This is a genomic window from Yersinia enterocolitica subsp. enterocolitica (genome assembly GCF_901472495.1).
In the GTDB taxonomy this organism is placed as follows: Bacteria; Pseudomonadota; Gammaproteobacteria; order Enterobacterales; family Enterobacteriaceae; genus Yersinia; species Yersinia enterocolitica.
The window spans coordinates 589,540-605,272 of sequence record NZ_LR590469.1; the positions used below are offsets into that span (position 1 = coordinate 589,540).

Sequence of the window (15,733 nt, forward strand, 5' to 3'; positions counted from 1 at the left end):
ACACCGTGAGCATGGATATTACCGCGTTTTATCAGACTTTCTTTGATGAAGCAGATGAATTGCTGGCAGATATGGAACAGCACCTGTTATTGCTGGATCCACTGGCACCTGATAATGAACAACTCAATGCCATTTTTCGTGCTGCTCACTCAATTAAGGGCGGCGCTGCGACATTTGGTTTTTCGGTATTACAAGAGACAACCCATCTGTTGGAAAACCTGTTGGATGGTGCCCGCCGCGACGAGATGCGCTTGAGCACTGATATCATCAACCTGTTTTTGGAAACGAAAGATATTATGCAAGAACAGTTGGACGCCTATAAAACCTCTCAAGAACCTAATGCAGAAAGTTTTGAGTATATCTGCCATGCATTGCGCCAACTGGCACTCGAAGCTTTAGCACAACAGACCCCCCATAATGTGGCGACTACAGATAACGCGGCCACTCCGACTGCTGAAGCCAAGGCCAACAGCAAGTCCCCGGCTTTAGTTCAGGGGGGAATGCGCATCCGTCTATCGGGTTTGAAAGAGCAAGAAATCCCGCTGATGCTGGAAGAATTGGGCAATTTGGGCGAAGTCAAAGATCCGCACCAAGGTGCAGATAGCCTGGAAGCGACCCTGATTACCTCTGTTAGCGAAGATGACATCAGTGCCGTGCTCTGTTTTGTGCTAGAGCCGGAGCAGATTAGTTTTGTCCAAGCCGAGTCGGCGCAAGCATCTGAAGTTGAAGTGGCAGTCGTCGCGCCGGTTACTGAAGTGCCTCAAGTTACCGCTGTTGCTGAAATCAAGAACTCGCCTAAGGTTGAGGTCGCAGTTGCCCAGCCAGCCAGCGCGGAGCATGTCAAACCGAAAGCGAAAGCCAGTGAATCCACCAGTATTCGAGTAGCAGTTGAGAAAGTAGACCAACTGATTAACTTAGTGGGTGAATTGGTTATCACTCAATCAATGCTGGCTCAGCGTTCCAGTACTTTAGACCCGGTGATTAACGGCGACTTGCTCAATAGCATGGGTCAGTTGGAACGCAATGCGCGCGACTTGCAAGAGTCAGTGATGTCAATTCGTATGATGCCGATGGAATATGTATTCAGCCGCTTCCCTCGGTTGGTACGCGATTTGGCCAGTAAGCTGAATAAACAGGTTGAACTAACACTGCTTGGCAGTTCGACTGAGCTGGATAAAAGTCTGATCGAACGCATTATCGACCCATTAACCCATCTGGTGCGTAACAGTCTGGACCACGGTATTGAAGATCCCACAACGCGCATCGCGGCCGGTAAACAACCGGTAGGTAATCTGACACTGTCGGCCGAACATCAAGGTGGCAATATTTGTATTGAAGTCCTTGATGATGGGGCAGGGCTGAACCGGCAGAAAATTCTGGCGAAAGCACAATCACAGGGTATGGCTGTTAATGAGCATATGAGTGATGAAGATGTCGGCATGCTGATTTTTGCCCCTGGATTCTCCACGGCCGAGCAGGTGACGGATGTTTCTGGCCGCGGTGTCGGGATGGATGTAGTTAAGCGAAATATTCAGGAAATGGGCGGCCATGTGCAAGTCAGTTTCCAGGCCGGTAAAGGGACCTCAATTCGAATCTTGCTGCCATTGACGCTGGCTATTCTTGATGGCATGTCCGTCAAAGTCAGTAATGAAGTGTTCATTTTACCATTGAACGCCGTAATGGAATCACTGCAACCATTGGCTGAGGATTTACATCCATTGGCTGGAGGTGAACGCGTATTGCAAGTGCGTGGTGAGTATCTGCCTTTGGTAGAACTGTTCCGGGTATTTGATGTTGAAAATGCGAAAACTGAAGCCACCCAAGGCATTGTTGTGATTCTACAAAGCGCCGGTCGCCGTTATGCCCTGCTGGTAGACCAATTGATTGGCCAGCATCAGGTGGTTGTAAAAAACCTGGAAAGCAATTATCGCAAGGTTCCAGGTATTTCTGCCGCCACCATTTTGGGTGACGGCAGTGTGGCATTAATTGTGGATGTGTCGGCGTTGCAGGCCTTAAACCGGGAAAAGCGTGTTACGGCTGATGATGGAGTCGTCGCGTAATATGCCCGTCATACTTCAAGCTGCATGCGTGTTGGCTACGTTCAATCACCCGAATCACTTACAACACAGTAAGCGCATCGGGATTTATTCACTTGCCGCCTTCCTGCAACTTGAATTATTTAGGGCATAGAGCTTTGAAAAATAAACATAAATTCAACCTATTGATTGAAGGGTAAAAACATGGCAGGACTAGCAACCGTCACGAAGCTGGCTGGCGAAACGGTAGGACAAGAATTCCTGATTTTTACGCTGGGTGCTGAAGAGTACGGCATTGATATTCTGAAAGTTCAAGAGATCCGTGGTTATGATCAAGTGACCCGTATCGCTAACACCCCGGCTTTCATTAAAGGTGTCACTAACTTACGCGGCGTTATTGTTCCTATTATTGATTTACGGGTTAAATTTGCTCAACAGGGCGTCAGTTATAACGAGAATACGGTCGTCATCGTGCTGAACTTTGGTCAGCGTGTCGTCGGTATTGTTGTTGACGGTGTGTCTGATGTGCTGTCATTAACGGCTGAGCAAATCCGCCCAGCCCCTGAGTTTGCTGTGACTCTGGCGACCGAATACCTGACAGGTTTAGGTTCGCTGGGTGAGCGGATGCTGATTTTGGTTGATATTGAGAAGTTGCTGAGCAGTGAAGAGATGTCATTGCTCGATTCAGTGGTGAAAGGTTAATTAAGCCTAATGGGGTCAGTTTTTGATTCGATACCGAGTCAGTGGCCACATTATCATCACCTTTTCAATCAAGCGGGAGGGCAAGTTAGCCCTTCTGCGCCAAGTTTTTGCTGAACACAAAGATCAAATTGTTAATCCCTGGTATCTCCGCGGTAAAATAATCTTTCTCCCCGGTAAAGTTCCCCCCTTTGGTGCCGATAACACAGTTAATTAAACGTCTTATGTTTTGGCGTACCCGTATTTGACATACCTATATTTTGACGTACTTATGAAGGGATAACATGTTCAAGCGTATGAAAGTGGTCACCAGCTTGCTGTTGGTGTTAGTGCTATTTGGTGCCTTACAGCTGGTTTCCGGCGGGCTTTTCTTCAACTCCCTGAAAAATGACAAAGAAAACTTCGCTGTTTTACAAGTTATCCGTCAACAACAGTCGGTGCTGAATGAAAGCTGGGTCAATCTACTGCAAACACGTAATACATTAAACCGTGCGGGCATTCGCTACATGATGGATGTGAACCACACTGGCAGCGGCCCAACAGTGAATGATCTTTTGGCTTCAGCCAAAGGCACCTTGGGTGTGGCGGCAGAGCGTTTTAAAAGCTATGAGCAAATTCCTCTGGATAGCCAACAAGATCCAGAATCAGCTAAAAAGTTAAAACAAACTTATGAGCAATACTTTGGCGCATTGACCGAGCTTATCCAATTGATGGAAGCAGCTAAGATCAATGAATTCTTTGACCAGCCAACTTCCAGTTTCCAAAATGCTTTTGAGCATGACTACAACACCTACCTGACACAAAACGACCGTCTGTACTCCGGTGCCGTGGAAGACAGTAACCGCTCCTTCACTTATGCGATGAGCGTGATTGTTTTTGTACTGATTGCAGTATTCGTGGTGATTGTGGGGGTGTGGCTGGGTATGCAGCACATCTTGATTAATCCACTGAAGCACTTGATTGAACATATCAAACATATTGCTAACGGTGATTTGACTCAGAATATTGAAGTGCATAGTCGCAATGAAATGGGCACCTTGGCTGCCAGCCTGAAGCACATGCAATCTGAATTGGTGACTACTGTCAGCGATGTCCGTTTAGGCGCTGATGCTATTTATAGTGGCGCATCAGAAATTGCTGCGGGTAACAATGATTTGTCAGCGCGAACCGAGCAACAAGCCGCATCTTTGGAAGAAACCGCTGCCAGCATGGAGCAGTTAACCGCCACGGTGAAACAGAATGCTGAAAATGCCCGTCAGGCTAGCCAACTGGCATTAAGTGCATCAGAAACCGCGCAAAAAGGCGGAAAAGTCGTCGCGAACGTGGTGCAAACCATGCATGACATTGCCGGTAGCTCACAGAAAATTGCTGATATCACTAGCGTCATTGATGGCATCGCTTTCCAAACCAATATTCTGGCATTGAATGCGGCGGTTGAAGCTGCTCGTGCCGGTGAGCAAGGGCGTGGTTTTGCTGTTGTCGCCGGTGAAGTGCGCAACCTGGCCCAGCGCAGCGCGCAAGCCGCAAAAGAAATCAAAGGTTTGATCGAAGACTCAGTCAACCGTGTCGATATGGGTTCTGTACTGGTTGAAAGTGCCGGTGAAACCATGGGCGATATCGTGAATGCGGTGACCCGCGTAACGGACATCATGGGTGAAATCGCTTCCGCTTCCGATGAACAAAGCCGTGGTATCGATCAGGTCGGTCAGGCGGTGACTGAAATGGATCGTGTGACCCAACAAAACGCCTCTTTGGTGGAAGAGTCTGCCTCTGCCGCCGCAGCACTGGAAGAACAAGCCAGTATGCTAACCCAATCCATGTCCGTATTTATTCTGCGTATGGATAACAGTAGTAGCAAAAAAGATGTGAGAAAAACCAAGCAGCCGACACAGGATAAGAGCGGCACTGCTAAAAAAGCACTGGGAAGTGACCTGCAAGAGAATTGGGAAACTTTCTAGTCCCCTACACAAAACATATACCCTAAATAATTCGAATTGCAGGAAGGCGGCAAGTGAGTGAGTCCCCAGCAGCTTACATGAGTGTAAGTGACTGGGGTGAACGAAGGCGGCCAACACCCCTGCAATTTGAAGTCTGACGGGGATAGATAAAGCCGGCCAACGAGCTGGCTGAGAAGAGGTTACGATGTTTGGCCGAATCCGGATTTCTACCAGCTTTTTCCTGTTATTGATGTTGATTTGCTCGATACAGTTGATTTCAAGTGGTCTGTCATTTACTGCATTTCGTTCAGACTATCAAAATTTAAACCGAGTAGATCTCAGTAGCCAGCAACGGGATGCATTAAGCCTCAGTTGGGTATCCTTACTTCAGGCGCGTAATACCTTAAACCGGGCGGCGACTCGCTCGGCTCTCAAAGTTCCTCAGGAGAAAGTCAACGAGCTAATGGGCAATGCGCGAAGCTCACTACAGAAAGCCGATCTCTATTTTAATCAGTTTCTGGCGGTACCTCGTCTGGATGAGAGCGATACCGGTGGTGAGTTGTTAGATGCAACCAAGAACAGTTATCAGAACTTACGTAGTTCATTACGTGAGTTAATCGATTTCCTGGAAGCCGGCAATTTGCAAAGTTTTATGGATCAACCCACTCAGAAAACTCAAGATCTGTTTGAAGCTGATTTCTTGCAGTATTTACAGTATGCCAATGAAGTGATTGCAGAAGCTGGCAACCAGAACCAACAGGCTTACCACCTCGCCATGTGGATCTTTGCTGGTGCAATTCTGATGGTGATCGCAATGGCAATTTCTTCACTGATCTGGCTGCGCACCATGTTTGTATCACCATTAAAAACCATGCGCTCTCATTTTGACCGCATTGCCAAAGGTGATTTATCCGCCCAGATTTCTGTGACGGGTCGTAATGAGATCAGTCAGATGTTTGCCAGTTTACGCACCATGCAACAGTCGCTAATCACCACGGTTAGCCATGTTCGCGATGGGACAGAATCAATGTTAACGGGTATTCAGGAAATATCTGCCGGTAACAATGATTTGTCGGCAAGAACCGAGCAGCAGGCGGCTTCATTAGAGCAAACGGCGGCCAGCATGGAGCAACTGACGGCGACGGTGAAACAGAATGCCGATAATGCCCGTCAAGCAACACAACTGGCGCAAGATGCGTCGGGAACGGCGGCTAAAGGCGGTGAACTAGCCGGAAGTGTCGTGACAACGATGCATGATATCGCTACCAGTTCGCAGAAGATTGGTGCCATTACCAGTGTTATCGATGGCATTGCTTTCCAAACCAATATTCTGGCTCTGAATGCTGCTGTTGAAGCAGCTCGCGCCGGAGAGCAAGGGCGCGGTTTTGCCGTTGTGGCGGGCGAAGTTCGCAATTTAGCCCAGCGCAGTGCGCAGGCAGCAAAAGAAATCAAAGGGTTAATCGATGAATCGGTTAGCCGTGTTCGCCAGGGTTCCACACTGGTCGAAAATGCGGGTACCACCATGGAAGAGATTGTTCGCTCAGTGACTCGGGTTACCGACATTATGGGTGAAATCGCTTCCGCTTCGGATGAGCAAAGCCGGGGTATTGAGCAGGTTTCACTCGCGGTAACACAGATGGATCAGGTTACTCAGCAAAATGCCGCATTAGTGGAAGAGGCAGCGGCTGCGGCTAATGCACTGGAAGAGCAAGCAGGTATGCTCTCCGATGCAGTGTCTGTTTTTCGTTTGGAGCAGGATAGCGACAACGGGGAGGGGCAGTCAGCAGATCGCAGTAGTAAGCAACCGGCTGTTAAGGAAATCCCAGATTGTCAAACGGCGTAAAAAAGAGTGTGTTGTGGGGTGAGGCCGGATGAAACCATCACCCCAAGAGTTTGGGTCTCCTTTGTCCCAGATGATTCAACGGCTGCCGCTGTCGGATGTTCACTTTCGACGCATTTGCCAACTTATTTACCAACGGGCCGGAATTGTACTGGCCGATCACAAACGGGAAATGGTCTATAACCGCCTGGTGAGGCGGTTGAGGTTGCTGGGGATTAACGATTTTGGTCAATACCTGGCTTTACTGGAGACCGATCCTAACAGTGCAGAGTGGCAGGCATTTGTTAACGCCTTGACCACCAACCTGACGGCATTTTTCCGTGAGGCGCACCATTTCCCGATTCTGGCAGAGCATGCTCGTCAGCGGCCGGGGAGTTATTCGGTCTGGAGTACGGCGGCATCGACTGGTGAAGAGCCTTATTCCATCGCCATGACATTGTGTGATGTGTTGGGAAATCGGTCGGGATCTTGCCAGATATTGGCCAGTGATATTGATACACAAGTCCTGGAGAAAGCGACCAGTGGCGTGTATCGACAAGATGAATTGCGTTCATTGTCTGCGCAACAAATGCAACGCTATTTTCTGCGTGGCACCGGCCCTCATCAGGGCATGGTAAGAGTGCGTCCGGAACTTGCCAATATGATTCATTTCCAGCAATTGAATCTACTCGCACCGGAATGGGCGTTGCCGGGGCAATTTGACGCTATATTTTGTCGTAATGTGATGATTTATTTTGATAAAGAAACGCAGGAGCGCATTCTGCGTCGCTTTGTTCCTTTGCTAAAACCCGGCGGCTTGATGTTTGCAGGCCATTCGGAGAATTTCAGTCAAATTAGTCGGGAATTCTATTTGCGCGGGCAGACCGTTTATGGACTGACCAAGGAGAGGTGATGAGTAAAATCAGAGTATTGTGCGTTGATGATTCCGCGTTAATGCGCCAGTTAATGACAGAGATTATTAACAGTCACCCAGACATGGAAATGGTTGCAGCAGCACCTGATCCGTTGGTTGCCCGTGATTTGATTAAAAAATTTAATCCGCAGGTATTAACACTCGATGTTGAAATGCCACGGATGGATGGTTTGGATTTTCTTGAGAAATTAATGCGGTTACGGCCGATGCCGGTAGTGATGGTTTCATCATTAACCGGAAAAAACTCAGAGATAACCATGCGCGCGCTGGAATTGGGGGCTATCGATTTTGTCACCAAACCGCAGTTGGGTATCCGAGAAGGGATGCTGGCTTACAGCGAGTTGATTGCGGAGAAAATCCGCACGGCCGCGAAAGCTCGTTTGCCACAGCGCGGCCCGGAACATGCACCGGTGATGCTGACGCATACGCCGTTGCTCAGCAGTGAGAAACTCATTGCGATTGGCGCATCGACGGGGGGAACTGAAGCCATCCGTACCGTGTTACAACCTTTGCCTCCGACCAGTCCGGCATTGTTGATAACACAGCATATGCCACCGGGTTTTACCCGTTCATTTGCGGAGCGGCTCAATAAATTGTGCCAAATTACCGTGAAGGAAGCAGAAGACGGTGAGCGGGTATTGCCCGGACACGCCTATATTGCACCCGGTGATCGGCACATGGAATTGGCGCGCAGTGGGGCAAACTATCAGGTGCGTATTCATGATGGGCCTGCGGTTAATCGCCATCGTCCCTCGGTTGATGTGCTTTTCCGTTCAGTGGCGCAGTATGCCGGGCGCAATGCGGTCGGTGTCATTCTGACGGGAATGGGTAATGACGGTGCTGCCGGCTTACTGGAGATGCATCGGGCAGGGGCTTATACCATTGCACAAAACGAAGCCAGTTGTGTGGTCTTCGGGATGCCGCGTGAAGCTATTGGGATGGGCGGCGTTAATGAAATCTTGGATTTGAACCAGATAAGTCAGCGCATGTTGGCACAGATAAGCAGTGGTCAAGCCCTGCGAATCTAACCCCTGCGCCCTTGACGTTGCTGCGTTGTTGGCTGGCGGGCGCACACCCGAATTACTGACTTATGTCAGCGCATCGGAATGTGTTTGCTTGCCGCCTTGCTGCAACGCCAATGTCATTGGGGGGAGATCAGGTGTAAGTCAGTTTTGGTATTTAATCGCTCAGCGGTGAGCAACAAACCTTAGGAGTTGGTATGGCGGATAAGAATCTCAGATTTTTGGTGGTAGACGATTTTTCGACCATGCGTCGTATTGTCAGAAACCTGCTGAAAGAGCTGGGTTTTAACAATGTGGAAGAAGCCGAAGATGGCGTAGACGCATTGAATAAATTACGTACAGGTGGTTTTGATTTTGTGGTTTCTGACTGGAACATGCCGAATATGGATGGCCTGGACCTGTTGAAAACTATCCGTGCTGATGGGGCGCTTGGTACTCTGCCAGTTCTGATGGTCACGGCTGAAGCTAAAAAAGAGAATATCATCGCAGCAGCGCAAGCAGGTGCCAGTGGTTATGTAGTGAAACCTTTCACTGCCGCTACCTTGGAAGAGAAGCTCAATAAGATTTTTGAAAAGTTGGGTATGTAAGGAGGCGAGATGAGTAACCATCAAATGCCCGCAACAGATGCGGCATCAGCCAGTGATATAATAAGTCGTATTGGTCAACTGACGCGGATGTTACGCGACAGTTTGCGTGAGTTGGGTCTTGATCAGGCAATTGCTCAGGCGGCAGAAGCCATTCCTGACGCCCGTGACCGTCTGGACTATGTGGTTCATATGACAGCGCAGGCTGCGGAAAGAGCCTTGAACTGTGTTGAAGCAGCACAGCCGCGCCAGAATGAGCTTGAGTCATCAGCTAAAGCACTAAAAGTTCGCTGGGATGAATGGTTTGAGAACCCAATCGAGCTGTCAGATGCCCGTTCTCTGGTCACTGATACCCGTGAATATCTGGATGTAGTGCCACAACATACCTCATTTACCAATGCGCAATTATTGGAAATCATGATGGCGCAGGATTTCCAAGACCTGACGGGTCAGGTTATCAAGCGCATGATGGATGTAGTGCAAGAAATTGAGAAACAGTTATTAATGGTATTGATGGAGAACATTCCTGATATGCCGTCAAAACCGCAAAAACCGACCGACAGTTTACTCAATGGGCCGCAACTGGATAAAAATGGCGCTGGCGTCATTGCCAGCCAAGACCAGGTTGATGATCTTTTAGATAGCCTGGGCTTCTAGGCGGCAGAAAATGTTTCGGGTGCAGATGAGGGCGTTTCCTCATCTGCATGGCCGTTGACTGAGATGTATTTTTCCGCGCCTCCTTTATTTATGGCACCCTACCATTTCCTGATACAATTTTTGGGCTAACGACACGGCTTTGCCCGCATTGACTCGCCCGTATCCATACCATTCACTGTGACCATTTTCATCATAGCCTCCATTTTTTTCATCTATTTTGTCGCAACTGTCGCGAATGATATCTTTGACCTCTTGATAGTTCAGAGTGGGGTTGACTGAAATAATTAAAGCGGCAACACCGGCAGCACCGGGGCAGGCACTGGAAGTACCACCAAAATTATTAATGTAATTACCAAAAATATCCCCTACAGCTGTGCTAGCCCCTGGATTATCCCCATATTCACGACGCAGATCGGTGGTCCAGATACCCGTTGTTAAAGGAGCTGGATGGCCGAGTATGAGGTCTTCGGAGTCGTCACTGGGAAAAGAGCACCAAAGTGATTTACCATAATTGCTGTAAACGGAACGGATACTTCGGTCATTACAAGCAGCAACAGCAATAACCGGTTCGTAGCTGGCGTAACCATCCTTTTCGACAGATTCATTGCCGTTACCGGCTGCCAAAAGGACGACACACCCCTTGCCTTTGCGCCCTTTATCAATAGCATAATCAATAGCCATACGAGTCAATGCTGGCAGTGCGGCCACAACGTCATGTTGAGGATCATCTGAGTTAGCCGACAAACTGCCTTTCGGCCCCCAACTGCAAGAGATAACATCGGCTCCATTATCTGTCGCCCACACGAAAGCGAGAGCTTCGTCTAGTGAACCTAACCCTCCCGCCTGTCGTATTGGCATAAGATTAGCCTCTGGTGCCACACCAGAGGCACCATAGCGGCCATCGGCACAAGCCACCCCTGCACATGGTGTACCGTGAGTGTCATATTTCCCCGGTGTAGGATCATCATCGGTGTTTACGCCAGACAGGTTACAAGGATGAACGATTTTTCCTTTACGACTAAACTCCGGATGGCCCATATCGAAACCGTCATCAATGACGGCGATAATCGTGCCTTTTCCTAAGGTGATTTTATGCGCATTTTCGACGTTGGCACTGGCATCCACCTCAACTTCATGGCGCACGGTGGTTTTCTTTAAATGCCACTGATTAGGATGAATGGTTTTGTGTTCTTTGTGATAAATTAATTCAGGATAACAATGCTTAATATCTTTTCGATTTAAAATACTTTCCGCAATAGTAAAAATATTTTCGCCGATATCTTCTTGTGCTGAGGTAAAATAAGCATTATTCAGAAATGCTATTTTCATCTTAATAGTGAGGTTATGTTCACAAATTATTTTCTCACATTCAGATTCTGATAAATTATCATTGAATTGAACAAATATATTCTCAGTGTAAATAAGAGGTTCTTTATTTTTTTCTGTTTTAAATCCATAACCGGCGAACCTGACTGTTTCATTACTCGCGATGATTTTCTTGAGGTCACTCACTCTATCTGGGGGGGCATCTATACTGACGACATAGGTGTTGGCACTGACAACCCTAAATATAACTTTATATTTTATAGTGTTATCATTGATAGCATTGAGCATCATTTTGGAAAAATCTGTATCGGGATGCATTCTTATGACAAGGGTATGAGCTGATTTTATGATTGAAATGTTTTTTCTTTTGTTGTTAAAAATATCATAAGTAACGTCAAATCGTTTCATTTTAATTTCCCTTTAATATGAAGGTTATCATTTTACTATTATCTGGATAGCTCTTATTCAGAGGTGCAGAACAACAGCAGTCGAAACTGTTTATATAACACTCAATCTACCTATTTCCTCAACAGGCGCGTTTTAAATGTTCAATTAACTTAATAACAGGAGTAATGTCATTTTGCATATCATAACAACCTTAGTTCTGCGGGCATTTGACGTGCAAGGTCTGTTCTACTCATCAATCCATTCCAACTCAATCCATGCCGATGGAATGTACTCATCCGAGAAATAACCCCCTAATTGCAGCGTTGTTCCATCCATAGGCTAACTAAATGTTTGTCATGCTACGCATATTAATTTTCTCTTAGATGGGAACGCCTACGCTGAACAGGAACATTTACGCTAACAGAAGCCATTGCTGTGGCTGAAGATAGCGATGCGGACAAAAGCGAGGAACCCACAGCCCATAAGCTGGAGAAGGCTCGCGAGAAAGGCCAGATACCGCGTTCACGCGAACTGACCTCGATGCTGATGCTCGGGGCCGGTTTGGCTATTCTGTGGGTTTCGGGGGAATCGATGGCGCGTCAACTGGCTGCCATGATTGCTCAGGGGTTGCATTTTGATCACGGCCTTATCAGTGATGATAAGCAAATGCTGCGCCAAATTGGCATGTTACTCAGACAAACGCTGATAGCGCTGATACCCATTTTTGCCGGATTGGTCATAGTGGCAATGGCGGTACCGATGCTTCTGGGCGGCGTACTGTTTAGCGGCGAGTCAATCAAATTTGACCTCAAGCGAATGAGTCCGATTGCCGGTTTAAAGCGGATGTTTTCCTCACAGGCGCTGGCTGAACTGCTAAAAGCCATCTTGAAAGCGACACTGGTGGGGTGGGTTACCGGCATATTTCTCTGGCATAACTGGCCCGATATGATGCGGTTAATGGCTGCTCCTCCAGTGGCCGCCTTAGGTGATGCGCTCCACTTGATTATTTTCTGTGGGTTAGTGGTGGTTTTAGGCCTGACCCCAATGGTCGGCTTCGATGTGTTTTTCCAAATAACCAGCCATATCAAAAAGTTACGCATGACAAAACAGGAAATACGCGATGAGTTCAAGGATCAAGAAGGTGATCCTCATGTGAAAGGGCGTATCCGCCAGCAGCAACGGGCCATGGCCCGCCGGCGGATGATGGCGGATGTACACAAAGCGGATGTGATAGTGACTAACCCGACTCACTATGCTGTTGCGTTGCAATACAACGAAACCAAAATGAGTGCGCCAAAAGTATTGGCGAAAGGGGCGGGAGCCGTGGCACTGCGCATTCGAGAATTGGGCGCTGAACATCGCATTCCTTTATTAGAAGCTCCGCCGTTGGCCAGGGCATTATTCCGGCACAGCGAAGTGGGTCAACATATTCCTGCCACCCTTTATGCGGCAGTAGCTGAAGTTCTTGCCTGGGTGTATCAGCTGAAACGCTGGAAGCGGGAAGGTGGGCTAATCCCGAAAAAACCTGAACATCTGCCGGTACCGGAAGGGCTGGATTTTGCAACAGAAGAGAGTGAGACTGACTAATGGCTAATTTGGCCGCCCTGCTTCGTTTACCGGGCAACTTCAAAGATACGCAGTGGCAAATTCTTGCCGGGCCAATCTTAATCCTCATGATCTTGTCGATGATGGTGCTGCCACTGCCGCCTTTCATCCTTGATTTGTTGTTTACCTTCAACATCGCGCTGTCCATCATGGTGTTGCTGGTTGCGATGTTTACTCAGCGTACTTTGGATTTTGCTGCATTCCCGACCATTCTGTTGTTCTCGACTTTACTGCGTTTATCCCTAAACGTGGCCTCTACTCGTATTATTCTGATGGATGGGCATACCGGTGCTGCGGCAGCAGGACGGGTGGTTGAAGCATTTGGCCATTTCCTGGTGGGCGGTAACTTCGCCATCGGTATCGTGGTCTTTGTTATTTTAGTTATCATCAACTTTATGGTCATCACCAAAGGGGCAGGGCGTATTGCTGAAGTTGGCGCACGTTTTGTTCTTGATGGTATGCCCGGTAAACAGATGGCCATCGACGCCGACTTAAACGCCGGTTTGATTGGGGAAGACGAAGCGAAAAAGCGCCGCTCTGATGTGACACAAGAAGCGGACTTCTACGGTTCAATGGACGGGGCCAGTAAGTTTGTTCGTGGTGATGCGGTTGCTGGGTTACTGATCATGGTCATTAACGTGGTCGGCGGCCTGTTAGTCGGGGTACTCCAGCACAACATGGCCGTGGGTCATGCAGCAGAAACCTATACGTTGTTGACCATTGGTGATGGCTTGGTTGCGCAAATCCCGGCATTGGTTATATCCACTGCCGCGGGTGTTATTGTTACCCGAGTGAGCACTGATCAGGATGTAGGCCAGCAAATGGTCACCCAGTTGTTCAACAACCCGCGGGTGATGGTGTTGAGTGCTGCCGTATTGGGTTTACTGGGTATGGTGCCCGGTATGCCTAACTTTGTGTTTCTGTTATTTACCGCGGCGTTATTGGCTCTGGCCTGGCGTTTACGGGGTAAACAGTCGCAGCAACCGGCAGCCGCAGAAGCACCGGCCATGCAGGATCAACAACCAGCGACGGAAGCCACCTGGTCAGATGTTCAACTGGAAGATCCTCTGGGTATGGAAGTCGGCTATCGCCTAATCCCGATGGTCGATTTCCAGCAAAATGGTGAGTTACTCGGGCGTATCCGCAGTATCCGCAAAAAGTTTGCTCAGGAAATGGGCTGTTTGCCGCCGGTGGTTCATATCAGGGATAATCTGGAACTCCCGCCTGCCAGTTATCGGATCCTGATGAAAGGGGTCGAAATTGGCAGCGGCGAAGCCCATCCGGGCCGCTGGCTGGCGATCAACCCAGGTAATGCGGTGGGGACATTGCCTGGCGAAGCGACACAAGATCCAGCCTTTGGTTTGGCTGCGGTATGGATTGAAAGTGCATTACGTGAACAAGCACAGATTCAAGGGTTTACCGTGGTCGAGGCCAGTACGGTCGTCGCCACGCATTTGAATCATCTGATCAGTCAATATGCGAGTGACTTGTTCGGTCGTCAGGAAACCCAGCAGCTGTTAGATAGGGTTTCACAAGAGATGCCGAAGCTGACCGAGGACTTTATTCCCGGAGTGGTGACCTTAACCACGTTGCATAAGGTGCTGCAAAACCTGTTAATGGAGCGGGTCTCTATTCGTGATATGCGCACCATTATTGAGACGCTTGCCGAGCATGCGCCCAATCAAACCGACCCTTATGAGTTAACCGCAGTGGTACGCGTCGCGCTGGGCCGCTCAATTGCCCAGCAATGGTTCCCTGGTACCGGCGAGATTCAGGTCATTGGTTTGGATGCGGCCTTGGAACGCTTGTTATTACAAGCACTGCAAGGTGGTAGCGGTTTAGAACCGGGGCTGGCTGATCGCCTACTGGAACAATCCAAGCAAGCACTGCAACGTCAAGAGATGCTGGGCGCGCCGCCAGTGTTGTTGGTTAACCACGCATTGCGTGCATTATTAGCCCGCTTCCTGCGCCGTAGCTTGCCGCAGATGGTGGTGCTGTCGAATTTGGAAATCGGCGACAATCGTCAAATCCGTATGACCTCAACCATTGGAGCGGCCTGATGCTGACTTGTCTTTCCCGAAGAGTTCTGGTGGGCTTGTTTTCAATTGGAATATTGCCATTGAATGCAATGGCTTCAGGTTCCTGGGTGGCAGATGATATTGGCATTACCCAGAGTGTGCGCGGTGTGGCAATCTCCGCCAAGCCGCTGCAATCACCGGTCGCACTGGCGCAAGATAATGCGCGAATTGTGTCGATAAGTTGGCGCTACCAATTAATGTCAGCAGCACCAGATGGTTTACAAGTTAAGTTATGTACGCCAACCCGCTGTATGCCTCTTGAGGGGGGCAGCGGGCTGAGTCGCGGATTGGCCGGGGAAGCGGCTGCGACTCAACTGACATTTATCTACTTTATCGCAGGAAAAGGGCGGGTCAATCCGCCACTGCAGGTTATTAATCACCAGGTCATCGTTAATTATCGTTAAATCCAAAATGGATAAGTGAAGGAGCAACATATAGGAAGTAGCATCATGCTGCTTAGTTCTTTTGCCTGCGCTGTTGAATGTAATGACATCGCCATCATACTGCAAAAAATCAAACTCAAAAGTACACTCTGTTTTTTCATATACCCTCCTTTAAACTAAGCCAGCGGTTGCTTAGTCGCATTAGATTAATGCATCGTGAAAAATGCAGAGAGTCTATTTTATGAGACGAATGTAAACTATTTTGA

General features: G+C 48.6%; 12 protein-coding genes. 11 read left to right on the top strand and 1 reads right to left on the bottom strand.

The window, feature by feature from the left end:
- The first annotated feature begins 11 nt into the window (after nucleotides 1-11).
- From cheA to cheZ, 8 genes are all read left to right on the top strand, one after another.
- Nucleotides 12-2,060, top strand: a complete 2,049-nt coding sequence (cheA, locus tag FGL26_RS02700) for a chemotaxis protein CheA (protein WP_032902679.1) — start codon at nucleotides 12-14, stop codon at nucleotides 2,058-2,060.
- 180 nt (nucleotides 2,061-2,240) lie between these two features.
- Entirely contained in the window at nucleotides 2,241-2,738 is a 498-nt protein-coding gene (cheW, locus tag FGL26_RS02705; protein WP_005164488.1) for a chemotaxis protein CheW, read from the top strand.
- Between the two features lie 281 nt (nucleotides 2,739-3,019).
- Nucleotides 3,020-4,693 carry a methyl-accepting chemotaxis protein gene (locus FGL26_RS02715; protein ID WP_005168769.1) on the top strand — a complete coding sequence of 558 codons (1,674 nt, stop codon included), beginning with the start codon at nucleotides 3,020-3,022 and terminating at the stop codon, nucleotides 4,691-4,693.
- Between the two features lie 184 nt (nucleotides 4,694-4,877).
- The gene (locus tag FGL26_RS02720; protein ID WP_005168771.1) at nucleotides 4,878-6,515 is read left to right on the top strand and encodes a methyl-accepting chemotaxis protein; all 1,638 of its coding nucleotides are present in this window, start codon (nucleotides 4,878-4,880) and stop codon (nucleotides 6,513-6,515) included.
- A 28-nt stretch (nucleotides 6,516-6,543) separates the two neighbouring features.
- Nucleotides 6,544-7,404, top strand: a complete 861-nt coding sequence (gene cheR, locus FGL26_RS02725; protein ID WP_005164483.1) for a protein-glutamate O-methyltransferase CheR — start codon at nucleotides 6,544-6,546, stop codon at nucleotides 7,402-7,404.
- Nucleotides 7,404-8,453, top strand: coding sequence for a protein-glutamate methylesterase/protein-glutamine glutaminase (locus FGL26_RS02730; RefSeq protein WP_005164481.1), 1,050 nt, complete (start codon nucleotides 7,404-7,406; stop codon nucleotides 8,451-8,453). Before cheR ends, FGL26_RS02730 begins: the two co-directional genes overlap by 1 nt.
- A gap of 191 nt (nucleotides 8,454-8,644) precedes the next feature.
- Entirely contained in the window at nucleotides 8,645-9,034 is a 390-nt protein-coding gene (cheY, locus tag FGL26_RS02735) for a chemotaxis response regulator CheY (protein WP_005164479.1), read from the top strand.
- 9 nt (nucleotides 9,035-9,043) lie between these two features.
- On the top strand, nucleotides 9,044-9,688 hold the full coding sequence (cheZ, locus tag FGL26_RS02740) for a protein phosphatase CheZ (protein ID WP_005164477.1): 645 nt from the start codon (nucleotides 9,044-9,046) through the stop codon (nucleotides 9,686-9,688).
- Nucleotides 9,689-9,772: 84 nt separating this feature from the next.
- Here cheZ and hreP read toward each other — a convergent pair whose 3' ends face one another.
- A complete protein-coding gene (gene hreP / locus FGL26_RS02745; RefSeq protein WP_011816615.1) occupies nucleotides 9,773-11,422 on the bottom strand; it encodes a subtilisin/kexin-like serine protease HreP in 1,650 nt (549 codons plus the stop codon).
- 414 nt (nucleotides 11,423-11,836) lie between these two features.
- On the opposite strand from hreP, the gene flhB reads away from it, so the two are divergent.
- Genes flhB through FGL26_RS02760 form a run of 3 tightly spaced genes read left to right on the top strand, consistent with a single transcriptional unit; the run spans nucleotide 11,837 to nucleotide 15,488 of the window.
- Nucleotides 11,837-12,988 carry a flagellar biosynthesis protein FlhB gene (gene flhB, locus FGL26_RS02750; RefSeq protein WP_005164474.1) on the top strand — a complete coding sequence of 384 codons (1,152 nt, stop codon included), beginning with the start codon at nucleotides 11,837-11,839 and terminating at the stop codon, nucleotides 12,986-12,988.
- The gene (gene flhA, locus FGL26_RS02755) at nucleotides 12,988-15,066 is read left to right on the top strand and encodes a flagellar biosynthesis protein FlhA (RefSeq protein ID WP_138060216.1); all 2,079 of its coding nucleotides are present in this window, start codon (nucleotides 12,988-12,990) and stop codon (nucleotides 15,064-15,066) included. The genes flhB and flhA overlap by 1 nt, the downstream gene beginning before the upstream one ends.
- The gene (locus FGL26_RS02760) at nucleotides 15,066-15,488 is read left to right on the top strand and encodes a flagellar protein FlhE (protein WP_005164470.1); all 423 of its coding nucleotides are present in this window, start codon (nucleotides 15,066-15,068) and stop codon (nucleotides 15,486-15,488) included. The genes flhA and FGL26_RS02760 overlap by 1 nt, the downstream gene beginning before the upstream one ends.
- Nucleotides 15,489-15,733 lie beyond the last annotated feature (245 nt).

Excerpts from the sequence above, each read along its gene's own strand:
- FGL26_RS02720 (WP_005168771.1), top strand. The coding sequence starts at position 4,878 with ATGTTTGGCCGAATCCGGATTTCTACCAGCTTTTTCCTGTTATTGATG.
- cheZ (WP_005164477.1), top strand. The coding sequence starts at position 9,044 with ATGAGTAACCATCAAATGCCCGCAACAGATGCGGCATCAGCCAGTGAT.
- hreP (WP_011816615.1), bottom strand. The coding sequence starts at position 11,422 with ATGAAACGATTTGACGTTACTTATGATATTTTTAACAACAAAAGAAAA.
- FGL26_RS02760 (WP_005164470.1), top strand. The coding sequence starts at position 15,066 with ATGCTGACTTGTCTTTCCCGAAGAGTTCTGGTGGGCTTGTTTTCAATT.
- flhA (WP_138060216.1), top strand. The coding sequence starts at position 12,988 with ATGGCTAATTTGGCCGCCCTGCTTCGTTTACCGGGCAACTTCAAAGAT.
- FGL26_RS02730 (WP_005164481.1), top strand. The coding sequence starts at position 7,404 with ATGAGTAAAATCAGAGTATTGTGCGTTGATGATTCCGCGTTAATGCGC.
- cheW (WP_005164488.1), top strand. The coding sequence starts at position 2,241 with ATGGCAGGACTAGCAACCGTCACGAAGCTGGCTGGCGAAACGGTAGGA.
- cheR (WP_005164483.1), top strand. The coding sequence starts at position 6,544 with ATGAAACCATCACCCCAAGAGTTTGGGTCTCCTTTGTCCCAGATGATT.
- cheA (WP_032902679.1), top strand. The coding sequence starts at position 12 with ATGGATATTACCGCGTTTTATCAGACTTTCTTTGATGAAGCAGATGAA.
- FGL26_RS02715 (WP_005168769.1), top strand. The coding sequence starts at position 3,020 with ATGTTCAAGCGTATGAAAGTGGTCACCAGCTTGCTGTTGGTGTTAGTG.
- cheY (WP_005164479.1), top strand. The coding sequence starts at position 8,645 with ATGGCGGATAAGAATCTCAGATTTTTGGTGGTAGACGATTTTTCGACC.